Raw genomic sequence first — 23,291 nt, 5'->3', positions numbered from 1 at the left:
CTCCACCCCCATTACAGGGGCTTCACCACTACTACGAGCCGGTCCGCCAGCCCACCCCGCATCGGTACTCAACCCCTTGCAGTGTCCGCTGCTTGGGGCGCTCCCTCTCGCCCACCACTATGTGGCGAGCAATATCGGGGTATGCCTTCTCCTGTTCCATACGAAAGCCGCAGACTGGACTCACGTCGCCTACATGCCGGACACCATCTGGCCAATAAACGGGCACCCGCCAGACTTATCCCGAGGCTCGGTTCCCACCTCGGTTCTGATGTCGCCTGTTACCCTTTCGACACGTCAGCAGCGATTCACTTGCGTTCGTCTTCTCAGTCCCCACCTGACGCCTCTTACGACGCCTTTTCCTCATCGCTCACCACGACGGTCTTCAGCCAACGCGGCATGAGGCGGTTTGAAGCCTCCCCCCCCCGCAGGGCGGCTTCGAAAGACCACAAAACCTTCATCTTCCGTACAGCACCATTTCTGGAAGCTGCCCTACGACCAACTCCCTTTCATGTTCAGGACACAAGAACCGCGGATACGCAGTCCGGGGCCGCCGGGCCGCGCAGAGCCCAGAGCTGCTCATGCCCCCGCCGCGTGCCCCGGAAGCCGGGCCAGAGCCCGTCACCCGTCGTCGGTGGCCTGCTTGTCGCGCAGGGGCCTCAGCCCGCCGGGCAGGTCGGGGAGCTGGAAGGAGTACCGGCCGAGCACGTTGATGTGGTGGCGGACGAACGGCGAGAGGCGGGCGACGTCCTCGTCGCGGACATCGAAGCCATCCGCGCGGAGCCGGGTGAGGGCTGCGTCCATGTAGCGGGTGGTGAACAGGACGAGGGCGTTCAGGACCAGGCCGAGGGCGCCGATCTGGTCCTCCATGCCGTCCTGGTAGCGCTGATAGAGCTGCCCGGCCCGGCCGTGGAAGATCTTCCGGGCGAGAGCGTGGCGGCCTTCCTGGTCCGCCCCGCGCAGCGGGGGTGTTCCCGACATCGTGGGGGAGCTCGCGGGTGGCGTCACCGAGGCCAGCCGGTGAGCCCGCCCTCACCGGCGCCCATGTGGGAAGTCGTGGAGGTTGTGGAGGCTGAACTCGTAGCGGGAAGCGCGGCGGCCGAGGTTCTCCAGGCCGGCGGGTGGAGCGGTGTCGGGCCGCTGCGTGAACGTCGATGAGGTCACAGGCTGCGCCGCGAGCCGCGGGCGCGCGGAATCCGGTGCCGGGCCACCTCGCCCCTGACGCGAGCCGGGCGACTGCCCCACCTGAGGGGCTTCACAACCGCAGAACCCGGGCGCGCCCGCGGTGCGGCGCCGGGTGCGGTCCCGCCACCCCGGCCGCCCGTTCGGGAAGCCGGGCCGGGGGCGTGCGGGGTGTGTGCGCGCTGGTGTGTGCGGGGCGCGCGCCGGGTTGGAGTGCTGGTGTGACGCAGAACACTTCCCTGATGGGCAGGGGTGTTCGTGGTGTCCCTCGCGCGGGTCAGGGCTGGTCAGGGGTGCTACCGAGGGTGACTGGCAGTGCTCATTGAAAATTGCACAGCGCGATCGCGCGGGGACCGTCGGTAATTTCCTCTGATGGTCATGAGTGATTCGCCGTCCGGATCACTTCGGTAGGTGTCAGGCCCTCAATGGGGCCTCCGGTGCTGGGGAGTTGGCGCCGGGCCGTGCCGACCGATCCCTCGACGGAGAGGATGCCTGACCATGTGCTTCTCGTACGGGAGGCCTGTGTGAGTCTCGATGACGCCCTCGAAGGGCCCCGCCGCCGGAACACGGGACCGGCCTGCCGCAGTCCATCTACCCGCCACTGGACCTGCCGCTGGACTTCGAGGGGTACTACCTGGGCCACCAGGAGGTCTTCCACGCCTACGCCGAGGTCCAGTTCGGCTCCCGCGAGGTGGCCGAAGAAGTCGTGCACGAGGTGTTCCTCCAGATCCATGCCAGTTGGGGAGCCCTGCTCGCCGCGGACAGCCTCGAGCAGGGCGCCTGGGGAATCGTGCGCAGGGTCGTGCACGAGCGCCTCGAACTCGAGGGACGCGACCCGGCGTTCGTCATCAACGGACCCATCGCCCAGGCCCTCGACACGTCCCTGGCCACCGCCCGGGACAAACTGCTGCGCCTGGAGTCCAGCACTGGCCTGTACGAGGCGATCGGCGAACTGCCCGGACGGCAGTTCGAGGTGATCGTGCTCCGCTACATCCTCGGCTACCCGGTCGCCCGGATCGCCTGGTACATCGGCATCGACGAACGCACCGTCGGCCACCACCTGCGGCGCGGGAAGGAACGCCTGCGCATCAGGCTCGGCCTGCCCGACGACCGCAAGAGGCCCCCGAAGAAGGAAAAGGAAGTGGCACGGCCATGACCATCACCCTCAACGCCCTCCTGGACCAGGCCCGGCTGCCGGTCGCCGCCGCCCCCTTCGACGTCGCCCAGGGCCTGCGCCGCCTCGCCGCCGACGCCGCCCGCCGCACCCCGACCACCGACGTCCACCGCGCCGCCCAGGCCGGACAGCGCCTGAAGATTGTCTGCCGGTGGGTCCTCAACGAGCCGGACTCCGCCCGCCACATCTCCAAGATCGCCGAAGACCCCGGCCTCGACCCGCTCAGTCTCCTGGACGCGGACCGCATGGACGCCGACGGCACCCTCGTCTACGCCTGCCTCCTCCACCTGACCGGGCACTCGCTGTCCGCCCAGTTCTGGTGGCAGCTCGCCGCCGGCGCCGACAGCCGCCCCGCCGCCTACTGCCTCCACCTCCACCACCTCGCCGCAGGCGAGTCCAAGCGCGCCCGGCACTGGTACTACCAGGTCACCCGGTCAACGGCCGGCGCGGACAGCCTCCCCCCGGACACCGTCTTCCTCACCGCGCTGGAGATCTTCGCCCGCTACGTCCGCGCCAACGGCTCCCGCGCGCTGCCCCCGGACGGGGCCCTGGAGAGCGAGGTCGACCGGCTCGCCGCCCAGACGCCGGTGCCCGGCTTCATCGCCCTGCCCGACCGGCGGCTCGTGGCCCGCCTGGAGGAGTTCACCGCGGGCCGCTGAACCACCCCGCCCGAACCTCACACCACGAGAGGCAGAAAAAGAGGGGGGTCCCGCTGCGGCCACCGGTTCCGAGGCCACCGGCCGGGCGGGACTCCCCGACGACGCCGACACGAAAGGGACGTCAGCCGTGGAGCCTAACCACCCCTCAGCCCGCAAGCGCCGCAAACGGCTCATCACCATCCTGCGGTGGGCCGCCCGCCGCCGGCGCACCGCCCTCGTCCACGCCCTGCGCGGTGCCTGCTACGGCGTCAGAGCCGGAGCGGTCAGCCTCGTCTCCGTCTGGGTCCAGCGCCTGCTGTGACCCGGGCACAACCCGGCGCACCGGCCCGAACAGCACCGGCCGGTCACGGCTGCGGTGCTGTCGGCGCCCAGGAGGCGGCTGAGCCGGGCGGTCGAGGCGGTCGAACGCTGGCTCCCGCGCGCCGAGGACCTGCTGGTATTTCATCGCGGGGAAGCCGGGGAGGTGGCCCAGGGGCTGACCTGAGCTCCTCTGGATGAGGCTCAGGCCAAAGCCCTCGGCTTCCGCAGGCTCCCGTCTCTGGATTCCCGGTCCACGGACGGGGCCCTTCCCGCCGCACCGTACCCCGCCCAGAGACCTTCCCGGGTGCTCTCCGAAGAGCCGTCTACCTGGCGGTGTGCGGGCGGCGGCTGTGGCCGTTCGTCAGACCAGCGTGGGCACCCGGTTGTCGATCGTTACCACGACGGAGTCTCCTTCTATGGCCCACCACTCGTGCTGTCTCAGGCGTCACGCGAGCCGGCCCACGACCAGCAGTGTGCAGTTCACGCCGATGGTGGGCGTCAGCTGGCTTCGAGAGGCTGCCCGCCTGCGTCGTATACCTGTCCAGTTATAGCGCTGACGCTGTACATCGTGGCCTCTGTCTGCTCCTGCGGATCATCGCTTTTTCCGTTGCTGGGTGATGTCACGTTCACAAGCCAGTTCGGCTGCCAATCACCGTCTCGCTCGACCGCCTTCACGGTGACCGCTTTGGTGCTGAATTCTGTGCCAGCGTTTCCATTGGCCCGGAGTTGGGCCGTTACTGCCTTGTTTACTGCCTTTTCGGCTTCCCCGGCGTCAAGCTTTGCTTCGGGAAGCTGCACCTGGGTCGGGCCAAGAGTGACATCAATCTGAGATACACGACCGGCCCTGTCCACCTGGACGTCCAGCATCCTGGGCATCAGAACGCCGCGGTAGGTCCATCGCCAGTTCGTGGCCCAGCCGAGTTCGGCCTTTGCCCCCACGGGGAATGTTTCACGCACTGTCGCGCTCATCGCCCACGGATACTGTTGCTGAGCGTACGACTTCGCGATGTGAAAGGCTGCTGCATCAGTAGACGGGGCTTTCGCCCCTCCCACCGGGTATCCCATGACAGTGGGCCGGTCACTGTTCTCCAACTGCACGGTCAGGTGCTTCTTGTCCGGCCAGGAGAGGCTGCCTGTACCGAATTCTTCGGAGTGCCCTTCTTCGCGGCTGAGCAGGATGAAGATGATGTTGGTGCACGGGGAGTCAACACACGGCTGCTCGTACTGCCTGCCGATCTTGTATCGGTCACCGAACGCCTCCCTGACGGCGGCCTCAACGGCCTGCTCCTGGCCGGAACTTGCGTCGGCGAGGCTGCTGCCGTCCACGTTCGTGAAGGCAAGCATCGGACGCGCCACCCCCGAGCCCAGAAGGAACAGCACCACGAAAGTGATCAGAGCGCCCTTGGCACCCGCCTGCCAGGCCAGCGAGTGGCGGATTGCAAGCACAACCGCGACAACGGTAAGCCCGATCAACCCGCCGATGATGTTCATCTCGGCGTCCGAGCTGTCGCACACGCGCCCCAGGCCGTTGACAGTGGCCTGGGTGAACTCGATGGCCAGGGGCAGCGCGATGACACCCACCAGGACAGGCAGCGGGCGGCGGATAGCCAGGAGTGCGCAGGCACTCACAGGCACCATCATGGCGAGGTTCCACAACCCTTGCGTGGTGCGGAAGGGCTCAGCGAACTGATGGTTGAGGACGCACGCACCGCTGGCCGAGCCGCCGCCCATGAAAGTGACACCGAGGACGCCGGTGAGAGTGAAGGCGAGCCCGGACCACCATGCCCCGTAAGGATTCCCCCGCTTGCGGGCGAGCGTCCACGCCGCGCCACCGAGAACGAGGCCGATCATTGTGCACACGGCCAGATAGCCGACATTGTGTTGAAATATGGCGGAAAACACGGCGTGGTTCCTTGTGTGGTTATGTCGAGCAGTGCGGGGCGGGGAGAGAGATGGCCCCGCCTTGGTAGACGGGGCCTGTAGGACTCTGGTTCAGCAGTGCGAGGCCGGCGTCTGGTACGTGCCGCCGCTGTAGCTGAGCAGGCCTATCGTGCTGGTGCAGTAGGCGCTGGCACTCAGCGACCACGTCGCGCGGCTCGTTGCGCCCACAGCGATGGAGACGGCGGGCTTGTAGTGGCTGGACCCCGAGCGTGAATAACCAAGCCGGGCGGAGATGGTGGATCCCCCCGACTTGTAGTACGCGGTGCTGACGACGCCGCTCGAAGCCTGCTTGACGGTCAGAATGCCGTTGGACAGCGTGGTGCACCGCTCCATGGGCTCGCCGGTTTCAGTGTAGCCAGAGCTGGAACAGTAGCTGTTGGCCGAGGCGGACGGCGCACCGAACATGACAGATCCGGCTGTGATGGCGAGGGCCACGAGGGCGGTGTTGGCGATACGGCGCATGGAATCCCCTTACCTGTAGTGGGCATGCCAGCTTTCCGCATACGGGAGTGCGGCGCAGGCGGAAAATGTTGTGACTAGTCGATCACGTAACGATCGTTATGTGGAGTTCCTTTCGAGCCAGGCCTTGGTCTGGACTGTAGGGAGCGGTAGCAGGTCGCGCAGGCCAGGGGCCTGGGCGGCCCGGATGTGGTCCTCGGCCCGCGCCGGTGCCGGAGATCGAGGATGGCAATCGGTCTCTCGGGGTTGTCGGTCGATTCCCCCCTTGACGGCGTCGCCGTCGTCCCGCCGTTCCAGGAGATAGTCGGCCCGGCGAGGGAGTGCTGAGCCGTGGCCGACGCCCTGCCGGTGGCCGTTTCGGCGACGGCAGAGAGGGCCGGGTCGCCTGGTGTTCGCCCCGGGCGAGCGACCTAGAAGCCAAGACCGTCCGCGCCCACCTCGCTCAAGACGGGCCGTGGGCGGCGGCAGCAGCGACCACAAGTCCGGTACCGGCCGGCAGGGGGAGACCATGGAGAACACCGAGCAGCTACGCTGCCGGTGAGGGTCTGCTCGTACAGCGGGATGGCCCGGCCGAGGTCCCCCTGTGCCTGCGGCCGGCAATCATCGTCGCCGGCGGCCCGGGAGACGGCATCGCCCGGCTTCCGGCAGTCGCCCGCCGCCCCTCAGCGACGTCGGCCCGTCGATCGCGGTCTTCCTTGCGGAGGGATCGGTCGCTGGCCGGTCCGCTCGCCTGCCCAGGCCGAGCGAGCCGACCTACCCTCGGGGTCCTACATACCGTTGGCCTGCGTATGGCCGCTGGCCGGTGCGGGTCCGGGTGCGGCCCGTCGGACGTCGAGGTAGAGGCGGGTGGTGACGCCCGGTACGCCGGGTGTCCGGCGGGCGGGGGCGGGTCCGGAGGTGGCCCACAGCCGGTCGAGGGCGGTCACGATCGCGGTGACCGTCGGTTCGTCGGCCGCGGTGATGTCGAGTACGGCGAGCCCGGGTTCGGCGAGGTGCCGGTAGTTCGTCGGTGTGATGCCCGGGGAAACGCTGCGGGCGCCGCTGCCGGTTCGTCCTGCTGCGGCCGGTCACCCCCAGGAGGGACCCGGGCAGCCGGAGTTCTGGCCGGGCTGTCTCAGCAGGGATGCCCGACGCCCACGGCCTGCGATCCGCGCAGTACGAGATCCAATGGGCCCTGCCGAACGTACGATGACCGGGTGACAGCCCGCCGCATTCTCGGCTCTGGCCCCAGGTCCCGCACACCCTGCGCGCCGCCCAGGCCGACCTGCAGGACCTCCCCGGTGTGCGCCTCCCCGACCTGGACGAGATGCGTTCCCGGGGCGTCCTCAGCACCGCCCCGGCACAGGCTCCGGCGTCCCGGCGGGTGCTCGGCCCCGGCGGCCAGGCCGACAGTTCCCCGCCCGGCGGGCGGTAGGCCGGTTCCAGACGGGCACTTGACCAGCTGAGGCAGCCTCTGCCCCATCGGGTGTTTTTACCAGGGTCCGTCGTCGTGGAGACTTGGCCGATGGACGCAGGCATAGCCGCCGTGCTCGGAGCAGCAGTGGGAGCAGTCGGAACCGGGATGGCAGCTCTGGCCGGTGGGTGGCTGGCAGTGCGCAACGTGCAGCAGCAGATCGTCGCGCAGCACATCCAGGCAGATCATCAGCGGCGCTTCGAGCACGCCCGGGAACGCCGGGAGCCGCGCAGCCAGGCATATGCTGATTTCATTGCCCAGACTCAGTCCGTCGGGACCCTGGTCAGTACGATGAGTCAGGCCCGCAGTTACACCCGGGACGAAGTCCAAACCATGCTGGAAGAGAGCAGCAAGGTGCTCCGGGTCCGCGCTCGCGTCATGATCGAAGGCCCCATCGAGGTCTCAGACAGCACCGAGGCCATCGTCGAGGCGATCATGGAGTGCCGTGACCAGCTGAGGGCGCTGGCCTCACTGCCCCGGGCGTCCCCTAAGTTACGGGCAATGCCCCGCGAAGAACTGATCGAGCAGTGCGACGATGGGCTCGGAACGCTGTCCGAGGCCCTGGAGATCTTCGTGGAAGCCGCCCGCCGGGCCCTGGACGCCGACGGCGTGAGCCAGGCCAGTTCCCCGTGACCGCTCCGCGCAGCATCATCACCGTGATGTCGGACTGCGGACCGGCTGGAGGCCAGTGTCCGGGCCGCGCTCGCCTGAAAACGACGCGGTGAAACTCTGGCCCCGGCGCGCGGCGGACGGTGCGCCCTGATCGGCAGCGCGGGGGCTTCGCGGGCGCCGGCGCGGTCGTCGTTCACTGCATCAGCGCTCCCGGCGTTCTCACTGTCACCTTCTTCAGGTTCATCACCGCCGGTCACTGGCACATCGTCATGGCAACGGGCAGGCGGTGGGGGTGGGGGTGATTCGGACGCGGGTTGCGGCTTTCCGGTCAGGTCCGGTGTTCCGGGCGGCGGGCCCGACTCCCGTGGCCCGAGGATTGCCCTGGTTCTTTCAGACCCGGCGGGCATCTCGCCACCGGGATGGGCGGGGACCGTACGGTTCCGCCCCGGTGGTCGTCGCGGGCCGTCGTGCTCCGCCACCGGGACGCGGGACCGTGGGGAGAGGGGACATCCACGATGCGCTCCACCACAGGGCCGAGAGCCCCGCACACCCGATGGCGCCGCAGGGTCTCGGCGGCCCTCTCGGTCATGCTCGCCGCGACCGGCCTGGTCGCCCTGACCGGACCGTCCGCACAGGCGGCACAGTCCGGCCGTACCACCGCCTACGTCTCCGACTTCAACGGCCAGGCCGTCTCGGTCGTCGACACCGCGACCGGAGCCGTGACCGCGTCGGTCCCGGCCGGCGGCTACACCCAGGACGTGGCGATCGACGGCGCGGGCAACACCGTGTACGCGGCGACCGCGTTCGCGAACGCGGTCGCGGTCGTCGACACCACCACCAACACCGTCACCGCGACCGTCCCGCTCGCGGGCATCCCCACAGCGCTGGCCCTGAACCCCGCGGGCACCGCCCTCTACGTCGCCGACACCACCGCACATGCCGTGGAGATCATCGACACCGCCACCAACACCCTCACCACGACCATCCCCGTCGCGGGCAGCCTCCAGGGCATCACCCTCAACCCGGCCGGAACCACTGCGTACGTCGCCACCTCCGGGCCGAACCGGCTGGTCGTCATCGACACCGCCACCGCCACCGTGACCGCGAGCATCCCCATGTCGGCCGCCGCCTTCGGCTCCGTCGTCAACCCGGCGGGCACCGCCGTCTACGTCGCCACCGCCGGCGCGGGCATCACCAAGGTCGACACCGCCACCAACACCGTCAGCGCGACCATCCCCGCCGCCGCCAACACCACCAGCGTGGCGATCGGCCCCGACGGCAGCACCGTCTACGGCGGCAGCCCGCTCAGCAGCGGCGTCCATGTCGTCGACACCGCCACCGACACCCTCACCACCACCGTCGGAGGCTTCAGCGTCCCCCAGGACGTCGAGGTCAACTCCGCCGGAACCACCGTCTACGTCCCCGACCCGGTCAGCGGGACCTCCACCGTCCCCGGATACCTCTACGCCATCGACACCGCCACCAACACCGTCACCACCGTGGCCAGCGGGCTCAGCAGCCCCAGGGAAGTAGCCCTGCACACCATCCCGGCGCCCGAGATCACCGGCCTCTCGCCGACCAGCGGGACCACCGCCGGCGGGACCCCCGTGACCATCACCGGCACGGACCTGAACGGCGCGACCGCCATCACCTTCGGCGGCACCCCCGCCACCGGCGTGACCTGTACGGCGACCTCCTGCACCGCCACCACCCCCGCGCACACGGCAGGCACGGTCGATGTCCGGGTCACCACCCCCGGCGGCACCAGCAGCATCACACCGGCCGGTGAGTTCACCTACATCGCCCCGACCGCCGACATCGACGTCGGCATCTCCGCACAGCCCCATCTGGGCATCCTGGTGCCCTACCTCACCTACACCCTCACCGCCCGCAACACCGGGCCCGACACGGTCACCTCTGCCACCGTGAACGCGTCCCTGCCGCCCGGCGCGACCGCCACCAACCTCTCCCCCGACTGCACCGTCTCCTCCTCCACCGTAACCTGCTCCTACGGGGCGATCGCCAACGGCGCATCGGCGGGGAAGACGTTCCGCGTCCCGCTCCATCTGCTGTCCCTGGGCCACGTCAAGGCCACCGGAACCCGGACCGCGTCCACCCCTGCCGACCCGAACCCGGCCAATGACACCGCATCGGTCACCTGCACCGTCGTCTCCGTCATCCTGACCACCTGCCCCTGACCCCTCACATCCTGCGGCCGGATCAGGTCGGACTGCCGGCGCGGGCGCTCCCGGTGTGACGTCGGGTCAGGCACGCCTGTCGCAGATGGCGGAAGACTGGCCGCACTCCAGATGAGCAGGACGTTCAGGGCAGAACCGCCCACGAAGTAGAGCATCGGGCCGAAGGAGTTCGTGCTGTCCGGGTCCATGCCGCCGACGAAGCCGTTCAGGGGGAACAGGACGAACACGACAACCAGCAGGGAGCCGGGGAAGGACAGGAAGTAGAGCGCGGCCAGGCAGCCGTCGCCGGAGGCGCCGGCGAAGCCGCGGACCAGGCCGGCGGCCGTCATCAGGGCCAGATAGCAGAGGGCCGAAGTCCGGGCGCGGTATGTGAAGCGCGGGCTCATCCGGATCATCCGTCTTCTCGTCAGTTGGTGGTCGGCGGTCGGAGGGTGGGTGGGCCAGCAGGTCTGTGAGGAGCCGCGGGCCCACCCGGCCCGGTCCGGCAGTGCGTCGCCTCCGGAGGCCGGGCTTGCCCGGTGGGGGCTGCGCGCCGCGACGGCCTCCCACCAGGAGCTCTCTTACGGATCTTGTTGTGTTGGCTCCTGAGCCCTCCCGGATTCCGAGAGTTGGCAGTTGGCGCGTGCGCGAGGGGTGTAACCCAATGGCCGCAGTGTGGGCACAGTCCCTAGGGTCGGTGGAATGACGCATGACACTGTGGATCCGGCGACGATTACGCCGGAGATGGCTGCTCAGATCCGCACGTGGCGAGTCGATGAGGAGTACACCTGGCGTGCTGTGGCCCAGGCCGCAACCGGCCTTTGGGGCTCCGAATGGGGCAGCGGCCAGCTCTACGGAGAGGATCTCTGCGTGGCTGCGGCAAAGGTGCTGGGCGAAGATCCGTACCGGGAACCGTGGAACTGACGTCCGCCAGGGCAGAAGGCGCCGGTCAGCGAGCGGACCAGATGAACATTCCGGCGATGTGGAGTCCGGCCTGGTCGATAGCGGGGAGACCCGGTCCGTCGCCGGGGGAATGCGGGGGACATGCCTGACTGCCTCGGGCATGTGTCCGGATGTACGCCCGGAACCGGAGCGGCTAGCCAGCCGCGCTTCGCCGCAGCGCGCCCCACGGGACCGAGCATTGTGGTCAACCGTCGCTTTTCGGGCATTCTTTGGCTGTGCTGCGCCTTCAGCGGCCCGGATTCCGCTCTTACATTGGCTGTCGGGACGGCCCCGGAGCCGTCCCGCACGTCAATCAGCAGGGGGATTCCCGATGACCACACTGCGCAGGGCCCTGACCGCTCTCGCTCTCACCGTCCTCGTCACCATGGGCTCGGCGGGCATGAGCCACGCCTGCGATTCCGTACCGAACCCCGCCGCCGGGGACTTCTACTGCCAGCAAGCCTGACCGATACCAGCGGCAACCGCCGCAGCCCTCACCGTCTGGCTCCGAACATGATCCACCGGACAAGTCCCAGTGATCTGAGTCAGGGATTCGGTGGCAGTGGGCGGCGCCTTGTCGAGGATCTCGTCGGCGGTCTTCGTCCGGACGAAGGGCCGCGGGTGGTCGTTCCAGTCGGCGAGCCAGGCCCGGATGTCGCGTTCGAGGGCCTGGACGGAGCGGTGGACTCCCCGGCAGTACGTCCGCCGGGTCGTCCAGGAGCACCCCGAGATACCGCGCGGCCGTGAGGCTGACGGGCGTGGGGTGCATCGGGCTGCTCCTGGAGGACCCCTCGCCGTGCCGTGGTCGGCGGTGGGGCATCTGGAGATCGGGGACGCCTACCAGATCAAGCGGTATACCGAGCGGCGGCCGACGGCGTACGAACACTCGTGGGAGATCCGGGAGGCGTACGGCTGTCAGCTGCTCGAGGACCGGGCCCTGGGCCGGGAGTTCCGCGCGTTCCTGCAAAGGCGGGCGTGGACGGCACATGCCGAGGGCCCGAGGGGGCTGTTCGATCACGCGGTGGGCTGGCCGCGCCTGCACCGGGCGCTGCTGCCGGGGGTGTCGGCGCCGGCGCGGCAGGTCGCCGAGGTGGCAAGGGCGGGGTCAGAGCACGCCGACGGTCTTCCAGGCGTTGCTGACGGCCTGCAGTTCGTCTCCGGCGCCGTAGAGGTCTTCGGCGACGGCCGCGGTCAGCTTGGCAAAGTCGGCGAACGTGGCTTCGTCCTCGGACAGCTTGCCGCCGGTGGCGGCGTCGTACCAGATCCGGCCCGCCTTCTCCCAGGCGTTGCCGCCGATGGCGATGGCGACCAGGTGGAAAGCGCGGTTGGGGATACCCGAGTTGACGTGCACCCCGCCGAAGTCCTCCTGGAGGGACACCTCGCGGTAGTGGTCCATGTGGGCCGGCTGGGGGTCCTTGCCCATCGTGGGGTCGTCGTAGGCCGTGCCGGGTGCGGCCAGGGAGCGCAGTGCCCTGGCCACGCGGCCCGGGGCGAGCATTCCCGTACCGAGGAGCCAGTCGGCCCGGGTCCCGGCCGCCGGTGCCCTGCGCCCGCTGCGCGACCCGGACCCACCGGAGCCGGACGAGGATGCCGGACCGGACCGGCCCGGCTCCCGGTCAGGCCGCGCGGCAGGGCCGGCCGCTACTGCCCGGCGGTGGCCGGTTCGGCTGCGCGGGCAGGGGTGTCGCGCACGCCCAGGCGCAGGTGCTCGACGTGGTAGAGGGCTTGGTCGAGGAGTTCGGCGACGTGGTTGTCGTAGAGGGCGTAGACGATCGACCGGCCGTGCCGCTCTCCCGTGACGAGGCCGAGGTTGCGCAGCAGGCGCAGCTGGTGGGAGCAGGCGGAGGCTTCCATGCCGACGGCCTCGGCGAGGTCGCTCACCGAGCAGGGGCCTTCTTGGAGGCGGGCCAGGATGTGGAGCCGGGACGGGGTGGCGAGGGCCTGGAGGGTGGCGGCGACGTCGGCGGTGCCGACCGCGTTGAGGCGCTCGCGGGTGGTGGCGCTGCTGGTGGTGCCGGTTCCGTGACCCATGCAGGCCATCATAGCGATAACACCTGAATATCTGTTCATGTATTCTTGTATGGTGGTGGCGTCACCCCGGTTCGCCGGTGAAGGGTTGTTCTGTCATGTCTTCTGTCCTGGATCAGCGGCCCGCGCCGCTGGCCGGCGAACGGCGCCCGGCGGCTCCGCGCCGCCGCACGCGGCTGCTGGCGCTGCCCGAGGCCCGCTGGGCACTCGCGGCGCTGGTGCTGTTCCTCCTGGCTCTGCCCGTCTACCTGCTGGGCGGTCCGGTGTGGCTGTGGGGTGCGCTGTTCGCCGCCACCTACATCACAGGCGGCTGGGAGCCGGGGTGGGAGGGGTTGAAGACCCTCAAGGACAAAACCCTGGACGTGGACCTGCTGATGGTCGTCGCGGCGCTCGGCGCCGCCGCGATCGGGCAGGTCCTCGACGGGGCGCTGCTGATCGTCATCTTCGCCACCTCAGGCGCCCTGGAGGCGATCGCGACAGCGCGGACCGCCGACTCGGTGCGCGGGCTGCTCGACCTCGCCCCCACCACCGCGGCCCGCCTGCTGCCCGACGGGTCCGAGGAGAGCGTGGACGCGGCGTCGCTCAACATCGGGGACACCATCCTGGTGAGGCCCGGTGAGCGGGTCGGCGCCGACGGCCAGGTCCTCGACGGCACCAGCGACGTCGACCAGGCCACCATCACCGGCGAACCCCTCCCGGTCGCCAAGCAGAAGGGCGACGAGGTGTTCGCCGGCACCGTCAACGGCACCGGTGCCCTGCGCGTCCGCGTCGAGCGGAACCCGTCGGACTCGGTGATCGCCCGGATCGTGAAGATGGTCGAGGAAGCCTCCGAGACGAAGGCCCCCACTCAGCTGTTCATCGAGAAGATCGAACAGCGCTACTCGATCGGCATGGTCCTCGCGACCCTCGCCGTCTTCGCCGTGCCGCTCGCCCTCGGCGACGAACTGCGCTCGGCGCTGCTGCGCGCCATGAAGTTCATGATCGTCGCATCCCCGTGCGCGGTGGTGCTCTCCACCATGCCGCCGCTGCTCTCCGCCATCGCCAACGCCGGACGGCGCGGCGTGCTCGCCAAGTCCGCGGTGGTCATGGAGCGCCTGGGCCAGGTCGACCTGGTCGCCCTGGACAAGACCGACACCCTCAACGAGGGCACCCCTCGCGTCACCGACATCCGTCCCCTTCCCGCAACCGGGCAGTTGCCAGCGGGGACATCATCCAGGCGGAGCCCGACAGCGAAGGCCTTCTCTGGGCAGGAGAGACTGTCCGAGCCTCGGAGAACTGCACGATCCGGCTGATCGTGTTGAAGGACAGAGGATCAGCTGCTGCTAGGCAAAGCGTCCTGGAGATCTTCACAAGCTCGGCACGACGGGCGAGGGTATCGAGCGGTACGGGATGGTGGCGCTCGAGGTCGCGCCGCAGGCGGACCTGCAGCGGATCCGCAAGCTCTTGGAGCACGGTGAGGCGAAGGAGTGGTGGCACTGGGAAGAAGCGTGCGTCACTGCTGCTTGGAGGGCTACCGCGACGGGGTAGTGACTGCCGCAGCGGGCGTTTGCACTCCGAGGCTTGTCCTCAGCGACGGTTTGCGTGGAGCCACTCGTCGCTGTTCCACATGACGGGCATGGCACCGGCAGGTTCGAACTTGATGTTGGCGTCGTTGCTGTGAACCAGGCTGAAGAAGCGTCGCTGGAGTACGGCCAGCTTGGCAGGCCTGGTCGGCAATGATGTCCAGGACGACTTCGTCTGCGTCTCTGCGGCAGCGATCTGCCTGCGGCGTGGAACGTGGATCCCACCGCATGACGGCCGAGGGTCACAGCCACTCATTGATGGCTGCGACGACGACGGTCGCCTCGGAGCGGGCCGCGAGCTTGTCGTGTCGCGTGGCGACGGCGCGGTGCCTCTTGAGGCGGTTGATCCCGCACTCGACCGCATGACGCATGCGGTGGTCGGCTGGGTCGAAATACGGCGGCCGGCCGCCGCAGGAGCCGAGCTTGTGGCGGTTGCGTGCCTGGTCGGCCTTGTCCGGGATGGTGCAGCGGATTCCGCGGCGGCGCAGGTAGGCCCGGTTCCTGCGGGAGGCGTACGCCCTGTCCGCGCGGACCCTCTCGGGGCGGACGCATGGCCGGCCCGGTCCGATGTGGGGCACGCGGACTTTCTCCAGTACGGGTTCGAACTGCGGCGAGTCCCCGTGCTGCCCTGCCGTGATCACGATCGACATGGGCTTGTGGCCTTGCTCGACGGCCAGGTGCAGTACTGAACGAGGGGATTCGCTCACGGCAGACGAGGAAGATCCAGCAAGGGCTGGAACCCGCCCCCGGTCTATGCCAACGTATATGACTGCTCGAAAAATACCTGGTCAGCGATACCTTGAGGGCGCTGCATCAGCCCTGCGCAGCACCCGACCCCCCAACGCGTGACCTCACGCAGCGTACGGACTTGTCCCCAGGCTGCGGTGTCATGGTCATGCCTCCTACCTGCTGCCGGGCTGCCTTGGCCCGCTCCGTTGCAGTTTCCTGCGAATGCAGGGCGAAGGAACCGACTGAGCTGTCGCTTCAGCGCGAAACATAGACCACGATCGCCGATTAGCCAAACCGGCGATCGTGGCGACTATTGGTTCCAGTTGAACTCTGCGACGGCAGAGCCGCATCCGGTTCGGCAATGGAGGAAAGTGTGGAGTCTCGGTTCATGGATGCTCAACAGACAGCTGATTTTCTCAACATGTCACTTACTTGGGTCTACCGGGATGCCCGGCGCTGCGGTCTGAGGGCCTACAGGTTCGGTACCGGGAAGAACGCAAAGATACAGTTCAAGACTTCTGAGGTCCTGAAATGGATCGAGCAGCAGCAAGCTAGATGACTTGGGTGAACTATTCATTTCACCCGTCAGGGAATTTCGAACATGAGGAGGAATTGAAGGATTGGCAACCAGGGTTCTCATTCGAGGCATGGGTACGTTTTTCAAGGAATGCGATCACCCTGAGTCGAGATGGTCTAAGTGCCCCCACGAGTACACAATAAGGTATCGAAATTCTTCTGGAAAACAAACGGAAGAATCCGGTTTCTTGAACCAAGAAGCAGCCATCGGGCGATTGATTGAGGTATATCAGAGACGTAAGGAGCAGGTGGGCGGCAGCAGTAAGGCCGAACGCATCGAGAAATATGGGGCGATGCGGTTCGAGGACTACACTGCTGAATGGAAGGGAAGCCAGCGGGATTTGGCGGCTTCTTCGATGCGTCATCTGGATTCGCTGCTCGAACACCATATCCTTCCGATCCTTGGCGGCAGGCGGATGGATTCGTTCGATCACAAGGTCGTTGACCGTTTCATTCAGACGATGGAGCGAAATGGTGTCGGCCTCGCGACTCAGTCCAATGCCTACGATAAACTCAAAGCGATTCTTCTTGATGCCCACAGACTGAGCATCTTCGAAGAGAACCCGCTGAATGGGGTCAAGCCACCTCGGTGCGACCCTCAACGTGCAGTGATCCCCTCCGTCGCGCAGTTCCGAGGTATCCGCACGGCAGGAGATGACGTCTTCCGGTTGGTGGCCGACCTCATGAGCGGCTGCGGAATGCGCAACGGCGAGGCCGCCGCCGTTCGGCTGAACAATATTGTGGCTGATGACGTGTACCGAATCACGGAGCAGGTGAACCAGACCACCCGGCAGTATGATCGGCTCAAGCACCGCAAACTCGGAGATTATCGTGACGTGCCGCTGCCGGCCCGTATCCGGAAAACCATCGAATGGTACGCGGAGAAGCATGGCACGGTGGATGGCTACCTTCTCAGACACCCAGTGGATCGCGGTAAAACTTTTCCGTACTATTACCTCTCGAACCAGTGGCAGCGGATTAAGAGGGCGGGAGAAGCGGACATACCCAAGGGGATGGTCATGTACGGGTTTCGCCATTTCTTCGCCTCGAACTGCCTGTCGCGGGGCATCCCCATCACCGACGTGGCGGAGTGGATGGGGCACAAGAGTGTCGACATCACGTTCAAGGTCTACCGCCATCTCATGCCCGGCTCGATGAGCAAGGCAGCCAAACTGCTGGACGTCGGCCTGGGTGACTGAGTGCCCGCATGGGGTGACATGGTGTCAGGTGCAGAGCGGGAAGAACCCGGTTGTCTTGCTGACCTTTTGCTGACCCCCTACCGGGGAAAGCACGGCTGACCTGCGGAAACGTCCCTTGAGCGTGAGATGTGGAACTTCATCGGGCGTTCGCACGAGGACATCGCGAAGGCCCGCGAGGACTGGATGGAGGGCAAGCGGTTCGGTGAGGTGACGGGCTACGACGGCGATCGGCTGCCCGCCCCCGAACTGCCGTCGGTGGCGCTGAAACCGCGCGGATAGGTGTGCTGAGCTGGGGTGATGTAGAAACTCTATGTGGCCCTGCTGGATGAAATTCGTGGCTCCTCGCCGATACGGCGAGGGGCCACGATTGCGCGGGGTCGGACGCCGGTTCCGGACTGACCGGCACTCCCAAGTATTGGCACCTGTGACCAGGCATGTTGAGACACTTGCGCGGGCGTGCGCTTCGCTCGTTCGGCGACGCCGCACGACATATCCGCAGTCGGCTCGTTCATGTCGTCGTTGGTGAGATCGAGGGACACACACGGGAGATGAAAGTGCGGTGGAACATGACAGACGTGCAGGCGCAAACTTGGGCATTCTGTGCGGGCGGGGCTGTCGTAGCGGTCGACGGTGACGACGGGCCCTCCCGGTCGGACCGGGAGGCCCGCATGAGCGCGCGAGAAGTAGCGGTGGAACAGTTGGTGGAGCTCGGGTGCAACCGGTGGACGGCGATCGAGTTCCTGTGGCCCGTCGTCGCTCAGGCGTACATCGACGCCGCAGACGCCGCCATGGCCGAGGCATACGGGAAGTGCCACCACGCGGTCACGGCCCTGCGGGACTTCGCTGCCGACTGCTACGACAATGCCGACCACTTCCAGGGTTCCTACCCGCTTCCACCCCGGCGGCCGGTGCCCCCTCCGCCGCAGTGCACCCACTGCTCAGAGCCCATCGACGACCCGGGCCCGGGACACACCTGGTTCGGTCCCCTGCCCGCCCCGGGACAGGAACGCACCTCGGTGGCCCGCTACCACCTCCAGCGCGACCCGTGCCGTATCGCCGGCGGGATGCCGCCGATCGCCGACGACGCACGCGGCCCTCGCGCCCTGAAGCCACAGGCTCAACCCGACAAGGAAAGGTCCGCGACGCCAGCGGATGCACACATGCCCTCTACGCGGGTCGCAACCGCAGTGGGCTCAATGTCGCGCGGCCCTCGGCGGGCCCTGGCCGGAGTCTCCGGCACGCTGGCGCGGGGCCCGCCTGGAGAGGAAGAGGTTGCGACGGTCTTCGGGAATCCGGAGGTCTGTCCGGGCGGGACCCTGCGCTGTGCTGCGCCCGTTCACCGCACGGCGTATCGTCCGCGACGCCCGCCATCGACTTCCTCGCCTGACTGGACAGCCGCGACCTGCGCGGGAACGCCATCCGCTCCCCCGGGTCTCCCCGGAGGCTGCCAAGTCAGCCCGACACACTGTCACTGCCGTCGCGGGAACTCTTGGCGTAGTTGTACGGGTCGACAGGCACCAGGTCCGCTACGGTGCGGCCACTGTCGTGTCCGAGCCACGATTCCGGCGCTCCCAGGCGCTCATCCTCGTCATCGTCGAACGCCATGATCAGCAGGTGCAGGCCCCCGCCCAGGTAGTGGAGGTGGCCGTCCGGAGTGAGGAAGTAGATGTGGCTCTCCCCACCGGTCCCGTACCTGTCGACGTAATCCCAAGGAATACGAGATGCAGCCCGGTGGCCTCGCTCACCAGCGCGAACACCTCGGTGATGTCCTCGGAGGTGTAACCCTCCCAGAACAGTCGGCGCAGATCCAGTTGCCTGACGCGGTCAGCTGCGTCCGGTGTGGGGTGGTACCAGTCCGGCGGATTCTGCGGGCTCATGGTCCTCGTGCCCTCTTCCAGGAGTTATGGGCAAAGGATAGTTCTGACTGCCCGGACGATGGGCGACCGGGGATTACCACGACCAGGCGCAGAGCCGGGCCGGACGCGAGCAGATCGTGCCGTACACCTGCCCTCGGGCACGACCACACCGAACACGCTCAAAAAGTTCTCGACACCCGAATGTGTGCCGGGATCCGCCGACGCCATGCACGTAGTCTCCTCCCGGTGCGGCCGGAGACCCGGCAGACCGGGCGGTCGAAAGGGCAGCGCCCGTGATGCGGACAAGCACGCATCGCGGGCCCCGGGCCCCGGACCCCGGTTCGGGTCGGCGAGGATCGTTCCGTCCTGAGATGGCGTTACCCCAGGTTTCCGGTCCCGGGGATCCGGCTGACGAGGTACCGGAGCCGCCCGTCGTTCCGTGATCTTGAGGACGCGGAGCAGCATCTGCTGGTCCCTGTCCCCGTCCTGCCCGGCCTCGGCGTCCAGCCACTGCCGGATGCGGTCCACGTCGTGAGGGTCCACGGTCGCCGGCTCGCCGTTCATGAGGGTCTCCCAGTGGGTTGTACGGATGGAATGGATCAGAACAGGGCGGACGGCAGCAGGTCGCCAGTACCGGGCGCGGTCACCGGCAGCCGGCCGGTCGCCGTGGCGGCGAGCCGCACCGACAGCGCTGAGTGATCGGTGAGCCGGCCGGCCATGACGCGTGGTTCATGGACGTACGAGCAGCCCGTGAGGCTGTCGACGAGCGCGAGGGAGACGTGGGCGTGGTCGTAGCGGTAGCCGTCGCCGGTCCGGCCCACCCACGAGTACTCGCATCTGTCCGGGTGGAGGTGCCGGAAGGCGTCCGTGTACGCGTTGCCGGCGAACCAGTCGTAGAACTCGTACTCGAAGGGGGCGAAGAAGTGGTAGCGGGGGACGTGGGAGGGCTCCAGCACGTTGAAGTCGCCGGTCACGATCCGGCGGGCGCCGTGCGCCGTCGGGGAGACGCAGGCGGCTCTCCTCCAGGAAGGTCCGCTTGCGGTGCGCCTTCGCCTCCGTGGCGTCCAGGGAGGGGACGTACAGGCCGATCACATCCACCGGGCCGCCGTCCGTGTCCACGCTCACCCCGGCCGCCCGGTGGGGCAGGTACTGGATTGCGGTGTCCAGCGGGCGGGTGGCCAGGCGGCTCACGCTCATCACGCCGCGTTCACCGCGAGCTGCCGGCCGGGGGGAACGTGACGCTGCACCCGGCCTCCCCGAACGCCTCCGCCAGCAGCGCGCACCCGGCGCTGTCGGCTGTCTCCGTGAGGACGAAGACCTGTTCCGGCCGGCCTGTGAGGTAGGCGGGCTGCCGCTCGGTGCGTTCCTGGCCGGGGTTGTTGAGGCTGAACGTCGTCACGTCCGTCGTGCTGGTCGTCGGTCCTTCACCCATGGTTCCCTGATCACGTCGACGGTCGCCCTGGCGATCTCCTCCGGCTCTTCGGTACGCGTGTCGAGCCGGAGCACCCGTACCCCTGCGGCCATGAGGAACCTCGCGGCCTCACGGTACCCCGCGCACTCCCGTGCGCTGCTGTCCGTCAGTTCCTCGTACCGGCTGTGCGTGCCCCGGTTCTTCAGCCGCCGTTCCAGTACATCCACGCGCGCGTTGAGGACGACGGCCAGGTCGGGCATGTCGGCGTGCCGGTTAGTCTCCCAGATGACGCCACGCCCGACGCCGTCCATGCCCCTGTGGAGCGTCGTGCCGATGTGGCCGGCCACCCTCCGCGCATAGGCGAGGTCCTCGGCGCTCGTGTACGCGTCGTGGTAGGTGACCGCGCGGACCTCACCGTGCCGGGAAGCGAGGATCGCCACCGCCGAGGAGTCCGGGCCACCGGAGACGTCCGAGCCCGCGCGGCCCCCCGCAGCCTGCCGAGGCAGCCTCCGGGCAGTACTCCTCGCAGCGTACGGCCCGTTGTGTCCGTCTCAGGTGCGGTAGGAAGCGGACCGGGACGGCGACAGGGCCCACGTTGCCCACGATGCCAGTCGCCCGGTCGGCGGCGGTTCGCCGCGTGGGCGGCGCTCCTCCGCAGTGGGGGCCGCCGCTTGGCGCCAGCCAGAGGAGTGGCTTCTGGCGGGGCGCTACCGGTGAGGTGATGGATCAGGACCAGAGAAACACTCGGTCGCCGGCGTCGGGCATGCAAGGGGGAAGGCTCCTGCCCCCCGGGCGCTGGCGGCAGATGTGCGAGGTACTCGGGACGCCCGATCGAATCGCGAACGGGCCCAGTCCGGCCGCCTGTCCGTTGAAGACGCAATGTCAAGGAATCGGGCACCGGACGTCAAATACATCTCGCACCGTCGGCGGCATCCTGGTGGAGCGAGGGTCTTGCCCATCCTTTTCAGAGAGGGGACACCAGAGTGATGCGACGCGTTCTTGCGACTGTTCTGATCGCGCTCGGAACCGCCGGTGCAATCGGTTTCGCGCCAGCCGCCTCGGCCGCGGAAGTGGAGGAGATCCAGCCGGCTGCGGTGGCTGGCCGGTTCTGGATCTTCGAGTGGTCCGAGTACACGGGAAGCAGGAAGTCCTACAACAGCACCGACCGCGACTTCCGCAACGACGTGTGGGACGGCGAAAGCACCTCCGTCGACAACCAGACCACGTCGGCGCAGAACCTCACCAACCAGTGGGGCACGCTCCACGACATTCATGGTAGTTGCTCCGGTGACTCCTTCCCGCTGCCTCCCGGCTACGGCGTGCGGAACCTCGGTCCCGCCGGCTTCAACAACAAGGCCAGCTGCATCGTCTTTGGCTGATCTTCTGACGAGGCGGTGCCACGTTCCGCGCGGCACCGCTCTCATCACCCCGAGGAGACTCAGCGTGGCCACTCCGCGCCGATTCATCGTCCCGTTCGCCGGCGTCGCCTTGGCATTGACCCTGGGTGTCACGATCACCGTCTCTGGCAACACCCCTGCCAAGGCGCCGGCAACGCGGATGACCCAGACGCCGCCCCGGACCGACGACAGTCAGCCCCGTGGCTTCCTGCTGCCGTTCGACGCCTACGAGTTCACAGCACTCGACGCGCACACCATCGAGTCCGCTGAGGATGTTCTCATCCGAGGCTGCATGCGAGAGCTCGGTTTCGACTGGGAGGTGCTGCCGCTGCCGTCCGTCCAGCACGCTGACCCGCCCAACTTCCGCCGCTACGGCCTGACCGACGCCGACGCCGCCCGCTACGGCTACCACCTGCCTCCGCCCACGTCTGTCCAGGAGCGCCGCGAGGCCGTGTGGGACGCCCGCGACGAGCTACCACCCGATGAACTACTGGCGGCGTTCGGGGAGAACCGCGCCACTGGCGGCTGCTGGGGAGAAGCGCACGCGCAACTGCAGCGCGGCCTGACGTCAGGCGACATGTCACTGCTCGCCCAGTACTCGTCCCAGGCATTCGACGAAGCGCGCCGCGCCCCCGAGGTGGTCACAACGATCGGCGCGTGGAGTGCTTGCATGACGCTGGTGGGCTTCGACTACGCCGACCCTCTGCTGGCTTTCAGCGACCCGGCCTGGAAAGAGTCCCCGGGCCCCTCGGACCGGGAACGGGCGGTGGCGGAGGCAGATCTGGAGTGCAAGAAGAAGACGGATCTGGTGGAGGTCTGGTCAGACACCGAGAAACGCGTGCAGCGCCACATCATCCGGGAGAACCCTGAGGACTTCATGGAACTCGGGGCGTGGAAGGACGGCTGGCTGACCACCGCCCGCGCCACACTGGAAGGCGGCTGAGCTGCACCCGGGCGACCGCCCTGCAAAACGTCGGCATCCCTCACCGACTGGACCGAACTGGAACGCGGTCCGTGCCGCGGTGAACCGGGTCCGGAGTTCGCGCAGGGTCGGGTCCGTTGCCGGGGCTGGGTGGGCGTTCCCGGTCAGCAGGGCGGTGCCGGCGAGGCCGAGCTCGGTGCCGAGTGCGAGGAGGCGTCGCCGTTCCATGGTCCGCTCCTGGGCGTCCCATGCCTGCGGTCCGGCACGGTCAGTACCGTTCGTGAATACCCACCGTAGGGGCGGGAAGGGCTGAGGCGGGGGTGTGGGGGCAGAGTTTGCCCGGTGCCCGGTGGGCCGTGCGTCAGGGGGTGGCCATGGCGGGTGTGGTGGGCGGGATGCCTTCCTGCAGGGTGAGGAGTTCGTGGAAGACTCCTCCGGGCCGGGCCGAGAGTTCCGTGAATGAGCCTGTTTCTGCCACTTTGCCGTGGTGGAGGACGATGATGCGGTCGGCGTGGCGGGTGCTGATGAGGCGGTGGGTGACCAGGAGGGTGGCCCGGCCGGCGGCCGTCTGGCGCATGGTGGCGAACCGGGCGGCTTCCGCGCGGGAGTCAAGCAAGAGCCGTGCTGTCACAGAGCTTTGGGGGCGAAGCTCGGCTGCATGGTTTCCGACCGCCCGTCGACGACAAGCCGGTACGTCTCCTACTCCGACCGATGT

At 68.1% G+C, this 23,291-nt stretch carries 23 protein-coding genes and 6 pseudogenes; 16 read left to right on the top strand and 13 right to left on the bottom strand.

The genetic code is table 11. The annotated features are described in order from the left end of the window. Nucleotides 1-618: 618 nt before the first annotated feature. Nucleotides 619-942 (bottom strand): annotated as a pseudogene (locus ABZX40_RS38450) (Tn3 family transposase); the annotation flags it as partial. Nucleotides 943-1,756: 814 nt separating this feature from the next. Here ABZX40_RS38450 and ABZX40_RS38445 point away from each other — a divergent pair. The 3 genes from ABZX40_RS38445 (at nt 1,757) to ABZX40_RS38435 (ending at nt 3,313) form a co-directional block, all read left to right on the top strand. Beyond that, on the top strand, nt 1,757-2,335 hold the full coding sequence (locus ABZX40_RS38445) for a sigma-70 family RNA polymerase sigma factor (RefSeq protein ID WP_356162834.1): 579 nt from the start codon (nt 1,757-1,759) through the stop codon (nt 2,333-2,335). Then, nucleotides 2,332-3,012 carry a hypothetical protein gene (locus tag ABZX40_RS38440; protein WP_355749809.1) on the top strand — a complete coding sequence of 227 codons (681 nt, stop codon included), beginning with the start codon at nt 2,332-2,334 and terminating at the stop codon, nt 3,010-3,012. Before ABZX40_RS38445 ends, ABZX40_RS38440 begins: the two co-directional genes overlap by 4 nt. Before the next feature lie 127 nt (nt 3,013-3,139). Then, nucleotides 3,140-3,313, top strand: coding sequence for a hypothetical protein (locus tag ABZX40_RS38435; RefSeq protein ID WP_355749812.1), 174 nt, complete (start codon nt 3,140-3,142; stop codon nt 3,311-3,313). A 497-nt stretch (nt 3,314-3,810) separates the two neighbouring features. Here ABZX40_RS38435 and ABZX40_RS38430 read toward each other — a convergent pair whose 3' ends face one another. The 3 genes from ABZX40_RS38430 to ABZX40_RS38420 form a co-directional block, all read right to left on the bottom strand. After that, a complete protein-coding gene (locus ABZX40_RS38430; protein ID WP_355749815.1) occupies nt 3,811-5,214 on the bottom strand; it encodes a VanZ family protein in 1,404 nt (467 codons plus the stop codon). A gap of 90 nt (nt 5,215-5,304) precedes the next feature. Continuing rightward, a complete protein-coding gene (locus ABZX40_RS38425; protein ID WP_355749818.1) occupies nt 5,305-5,715 on the bottom strand; it encodes a hypothetical protein in 411 nt (136 codons plus the stop codon). 764 nt (nt 5,716-6,479) lie between these two features. Continuing rightward, nucleotides 6,480-6,728, bottom strand: a complete 249-nt coding sequence (locus tag ABZX40_RS38420; RefSeq protein ID WP_355749889.1) for a DUF6207 family protein — start codon at nt 6,726-6,728, stop codon at nt 6,480-6,482. Nucleotides 6,729-6,994: 266 nt separating this feature from the next. On the opposite strand from ABZX40_RS38420, the gene ABZX40_RS38415 reads away from it, so the two are divergent. The 5 genes from ABZX40_RS38415 (at nt 6,995) to ABZX40_RS38395 (ending at nt 11,362) form a co-directional block, all read left to right on the top strand. Beyond that, a complete protein-coding gene (locus ABZX40_RS38415) occupies nt 6,995-7,126 on the top strand; it encodes a hypothetical protein (protein ID WP_355749821.1) in 132 nt (43 codons plus the stop codon). Between the two features lie 90 nt (nt 7,127-7,216). Then, on the top strand, nt 7,217-7,798 hold the full coding sequence (locus ABZX40_RS38410) for a hypothetical protein (protein ID WP_355749824.1): 582 nt from the start codon (nt 7,217-7,219) through the stop codon (nt 7,796-7,798). A gap of 494 nt (nt 7,799-8,292) precedes the next feature. Then, nucleotides 8,293-9,975: an IPT/TIG domain-containing protein gene (locus ABZX40_RS38405; protein WP_355749827.1), complete on the top strand. Its 1,683-nt coding sequence runs from the start codon at nt 8,293-8,295 to the stop codon at nt 9,973-9,975. A 681-nt stretch (nt 9,976-10,656) separates the two neighbouring features. After that, a complete protein-coding gene (locus ABZX40_RS38400) occupies nt 10,657-10,878 on the top strand; it encodes a hypothetical protein (RefSeq protein WP_355749830.1) in 222 nt (73 codons plus the stop codon). A gap of 349 nt (nt 10,879-11,227) precedes the next feature. Further along, nucleotides 11,228-11,362, top strand: coding sequence for a hypothetical protein (locus ABZX40_RS38395; protein ID WP_355749832.1), 135 nt, complete (start codon nt 11,228-11,230; stop codon nt 11,360-11,362). Between the two features lie 69 nt (nt 11,363-11,431). On the opposite strand, the pseudogene ABZX40_RS38390 reads toward ABZX40_RS38395, so the two are convergent. Further along, nucleotides 11,432-11,589 (bottom strand): annotated as a pseudogene (locus tag ABZX40_RS38390) (IS630 family transposase); the annotation flags it as partial. A 151-nt stretch (nt 11,590-11,740) separates the two neighbouring features. Between ABZX40_RS38390 and ABZX40_RS38385 the strand changes: the two are divergent. After that, nucleotides 11,741-11,995 (top strand): annotated as a pseudogene (locus ABZX40_RS38385) (DUF4158 domain-containing protein); the annotation flags it as partial. A gap of 6 nt (nt 11,996-12,001) precedes the next feature. Here ABZX40_RS38385 and ABZX40_RS38380 read toward each other — a convergent pair. Together ABZX40_RS38380 and ABZX40_RS38375 are read right to left on the bottom strand one after the other, a co-directional pair. After that, nucleotides 12,002-12,418 (bottom strand): annotated as a pseudogene (locus tag ABZX40_RS38380) (M4 family metallopeptidase); the annotation flags it as partial. Nucleotides 12,419-12,537: 119 nt separating this feature from the next. Further along, on the bottom strand, nt 12,538-12,927 hold the full coding sequence (locus ABZX40_RS38375; RefSeq protein WP_355749835.1) for a metalloregulator ArsR/SmtB family transcription factor: 390 nt from the start codon (nt 12,925-12,927) through the stop codon (nt 12,538-12,540). Nucleotides 12,928-13,022: 95 nt separating this feature from the next. Here ABZX40_RS38375 and ABZX40_RS38370 point away from each other — a divergent pair. Next, nucleotides 13,023-14,114, top strand: a pseudogene (locus tag ABZX40_RS38370) (HAD-IC family P-type ATPase); the annotation flags it as partial. Nucleotides 14,115-14,313: 199 nt separating this feature from the next. After that, nucleotides 14,314-14,451 carry a hypothetical protein gene (locus ABZX40_RS38365; RefSeq protein ID WP_355749838.1) on the top strand — a complete coding sequence of 46 codons (138 nt, stop codon included), beginning with the start codon at nt 14,314-14,316 and terminating at the stop codon, nt 14,449-14,451. A gap of 277 nt (nt 14,452-14,728) precedes the next feature. Here the strand turns inward: ABZX40_RS38365 and ABZX40_RS38360 are convergent, their stop codons facing one another. Then, nucleotides 14,729-15,193 carry a transposase gene (locus tag ABZX40_RS38360; RefSeq protein ID WP_355749841.1) on the bottom strand — a complete coding sequence of 155 codons (465 nt, stop codon included), beginning with the start codon at nt 15,191-15,193 and terminating at the stop codon, nt 14,729-14,731. Nucleotides 15,194-15,576: 383 nt separating this feature from the next. On the opposite strand from ABZX40_RS38360, the gene ABZX40_RS38355 reads away from it, so the two are divergent. The 3 genes and pseudogenes from ABZX40_RS38355 to ABZX40_RS38345 all read left to right on the top strand — a co-directional run. Further along, complete coding sequence (locus tag ABZX40_RS38355) at nt 15,577-15,774, top strand: helix-turn-helix domain-containing protein (RefSeq protein ID WP_356162831.1); 198 nt, start codon at nt 15,577-15,579, stop codon at nt 15,772-15,774. 205 nt (nt 15,775-15,979) lie between these two features. Continuing rightward, nucleotides 15,980-16,990 (top strand): tyrosine-type recombinase/integrase, encoded by a 1,011-nt coding sequence (locus ABZX40_RS38350; protein WP_355749846.1) that lies wholly within the window; start codon nt 15,980-15,982, stop codon nt 16,988-16,990. A gap of 129 nt (nt 16,991-17,119) precedes the next feature. After that, nucleotides 17,120-17,269, top strand: a pseudogene (locus ABZX40_RS38345) (pirin family protein); the annotation flags it as partial. Between the two features lie 1,173 nt (nt 17,270-18,442). On the opposite strand, the gene ABZX40_RS38340 reads toward ABZX40_RS38345, so the two are convergent. The 4 genes from ABZX40_RS38340 to ABZX40_RS38325 form a co-directional block, all read right to left on the bottom strand. Then, nucleotides 18,443-18,595 (bottom strand): hypothetical protein, encoded by a 153-nt coding sequence (locus ABZX40_RS38340; RefSeq protein WP_355749849.1) that lies wholly within the window; start codon nt 18,593-18,595, stop codon nt 18,443-18,445. An 850-nt stretch (nt 18,596-19,445) separates the two neighbouring features. Beyond that, nucleotides 19,446-19,820 carry a hypothetical protein gene (locus tag ABZX40_RS38335; RefSeq protein WP_355749852.1) on the bottom strand — a complete coding sequence of 125 codons (375 nt, stop codon included), beginning with the start codon at nt 19,818-19,820 and terminating at the stop codon, nt 19,446-19,448. A 233-nt stretch (nt 19,821-20,053) separates the two neighbouring features. Next, a complete protein-coding gene (locus tag ABZX40_RS38330) occupies nt 20,054-20,245 on the bottom strand; it encodes a hypothetical protein (protein WP_355749854.1) in 192 nt (63 codons plus the stop codon). Beyond that, nucleotides 20,242-20,763 (bottom strand): asparagine synthase-related protein, encoded by a 522-nt coding sequence (locus ABZX40_RS38325; protein WP_355749892.1) that lies wholly within the window; start codon nt 20,761-20,763, stop codon nt 20,242-20,244. The genes ABZX40_RS38330 and ABZX40_RS38325 overlap by 4 nt, the downstream gene beginning before the upstream one ends. Before the next feature lie 480 nt (nt 20,764-21,243). On the opposite strand from ABZX40_RS38325, the gene ABZX40_RS38320 reads away from it, so the two are divergent. Together ABZX40_RS38320 and ABZX40_RS38315 are read left to right on the top strand one after the other, a co-directional pair. Then, nucleotides 21,244-21,636 carry a hypothetical protein gene (locus ABZX40_RS38320; protein ID WP_355749857.1) on the top strand — a complete coding sequence of 131 codons (393 nt, stop codon included), beginning with the start codon at nt 21,244-21,246 and terminating at the stop codon, nt 21,634-21,636. Between the two features lie 64 nt (nt 21,637-21,700). Further along, nucleotides 21,701-22,597 carry a hypothetical protein gene (locus ABZX40_RS38315; RefSeq protein WP_355749859.1) on the top strand — a complete coding sequence of 299 codons (897 nt, stop codon included), beginning with the start codon at nt 21,701-21,703 and terminating at the stop codon, nt 22,595-22,597. Nucleotides 22,598-22,937: 340 nt separating this feature from the next. Here ABZX40_RS38315 and ABZX40_RS38310 read toward each other — a convergent pair whose 3' ends face one another. Further along, nucleotides 22,938-23,192, bottom strand: coding sequence for a hypothetical protein (locus tag ABZX40_RS38310; RefSeq protein WP_355749862.1), 255 nt, complete (start codon nt 23,190-23,192; stop codon nt 22,938-22,940). Nucleotides 23,193-23,291 lie beyond the last annotated feature (99 nt).

The organism is Streptomyces sp. NPDC004610 (genome assembly GCF_040609715.1).
Classification (GTDB): domain Bacteria; phylum Actinomycetota; class Actinomycetes; order Streptomycetales; family Streptomycetaceae; genus Streptomyces.
Note: the sequence above shows the minus strand (reverse complement) of the source record. Positions and strands in the feature narration are given on the sequence as shown.

Excerpts from the sequence above, each read along its gene's own strand:
- ABZX40_RS38440 (WP_355749809.1), top strand. The coding sequence starts at position 2,332 with ATGACCATCACCCTCAACGCCCTCCTGGACCAGGCCCGGCTGCCGGTC.
- ABZX40_RS38425 (WP_355749818.1), bottom strand. The coding sequence starts at position 5,715 with ATGCGCCGTATCGCCAACACCGCCCTCGTGGCCCTCGCCATCACAGCC.
- ABZX40_RS38410 (WP_355749824.1), top strand. The coding sequence starts at position 7,217 with ATGGACGCAGGCATAGCCGCCGTGCTCGGAGCAGCAGTGGGAGCAGTC.
- ABZX40_RS38405 (WP_355749827.1), top strand. The coding sequence starts at position 8,293 with ATGCGCTCCACCACAGGGCCGAGAGCCCCGCACACCCGATGGCGCCGC.
- ABZX40_RS38400 (WP_355749830.1), top strand. The coding sequence starts at position 10,657 with ATGACGCATGACACTGTGGATCCGGCGACGATTACGCCGGAGATGGCT.
- ABZX40_RS38395 (WP_355749832.1), top strand. The coding sequence starts at position 11,228 with ATGACCACACTGCGCAGGGCCCTGACCGCTCTCGCTCTCACCGTCCTC.
- ABZX40_RS38375 (WP_355749835.1), bottom strand. The coding sequence starts at position 12,927 with ATGGGTCACGGAACCGGCACCACCAGCAGCGCCACCACCCGCGAGCGC.
- ABZX40_RS38365 (WP_355749838.1), top strand. The coding sequence starts at position 14,314 with ATGGTGGCGCTCGAGGTCGCGCCGCAGGCGGACCTGCAGCGGATCCGC.
- ABZX40_RS38355 (WP_356162831.1), top strand. The coding sequence starts at position 15,577 with ATGGAGGAAAGTGTGGAGTCTCGGTTCATGGATGCTCAACAGACAGCT.
- ABZX40_RS38340 (WP_355749849.1), bottom strand. The coding sequence starts at position 18,595 with ATGGCGTTCGACGATGACGAGGATGAGCGCCTGGGAGCGCCGGAATCG.
- ABZX40_RS38320 (WP_355749857.1), top strand. The coding sequence starts at position 21,244 with ATGCGACGCGTTCTTGCGACTGTTCTGATCGCGCTCGGAACCGCCGGT.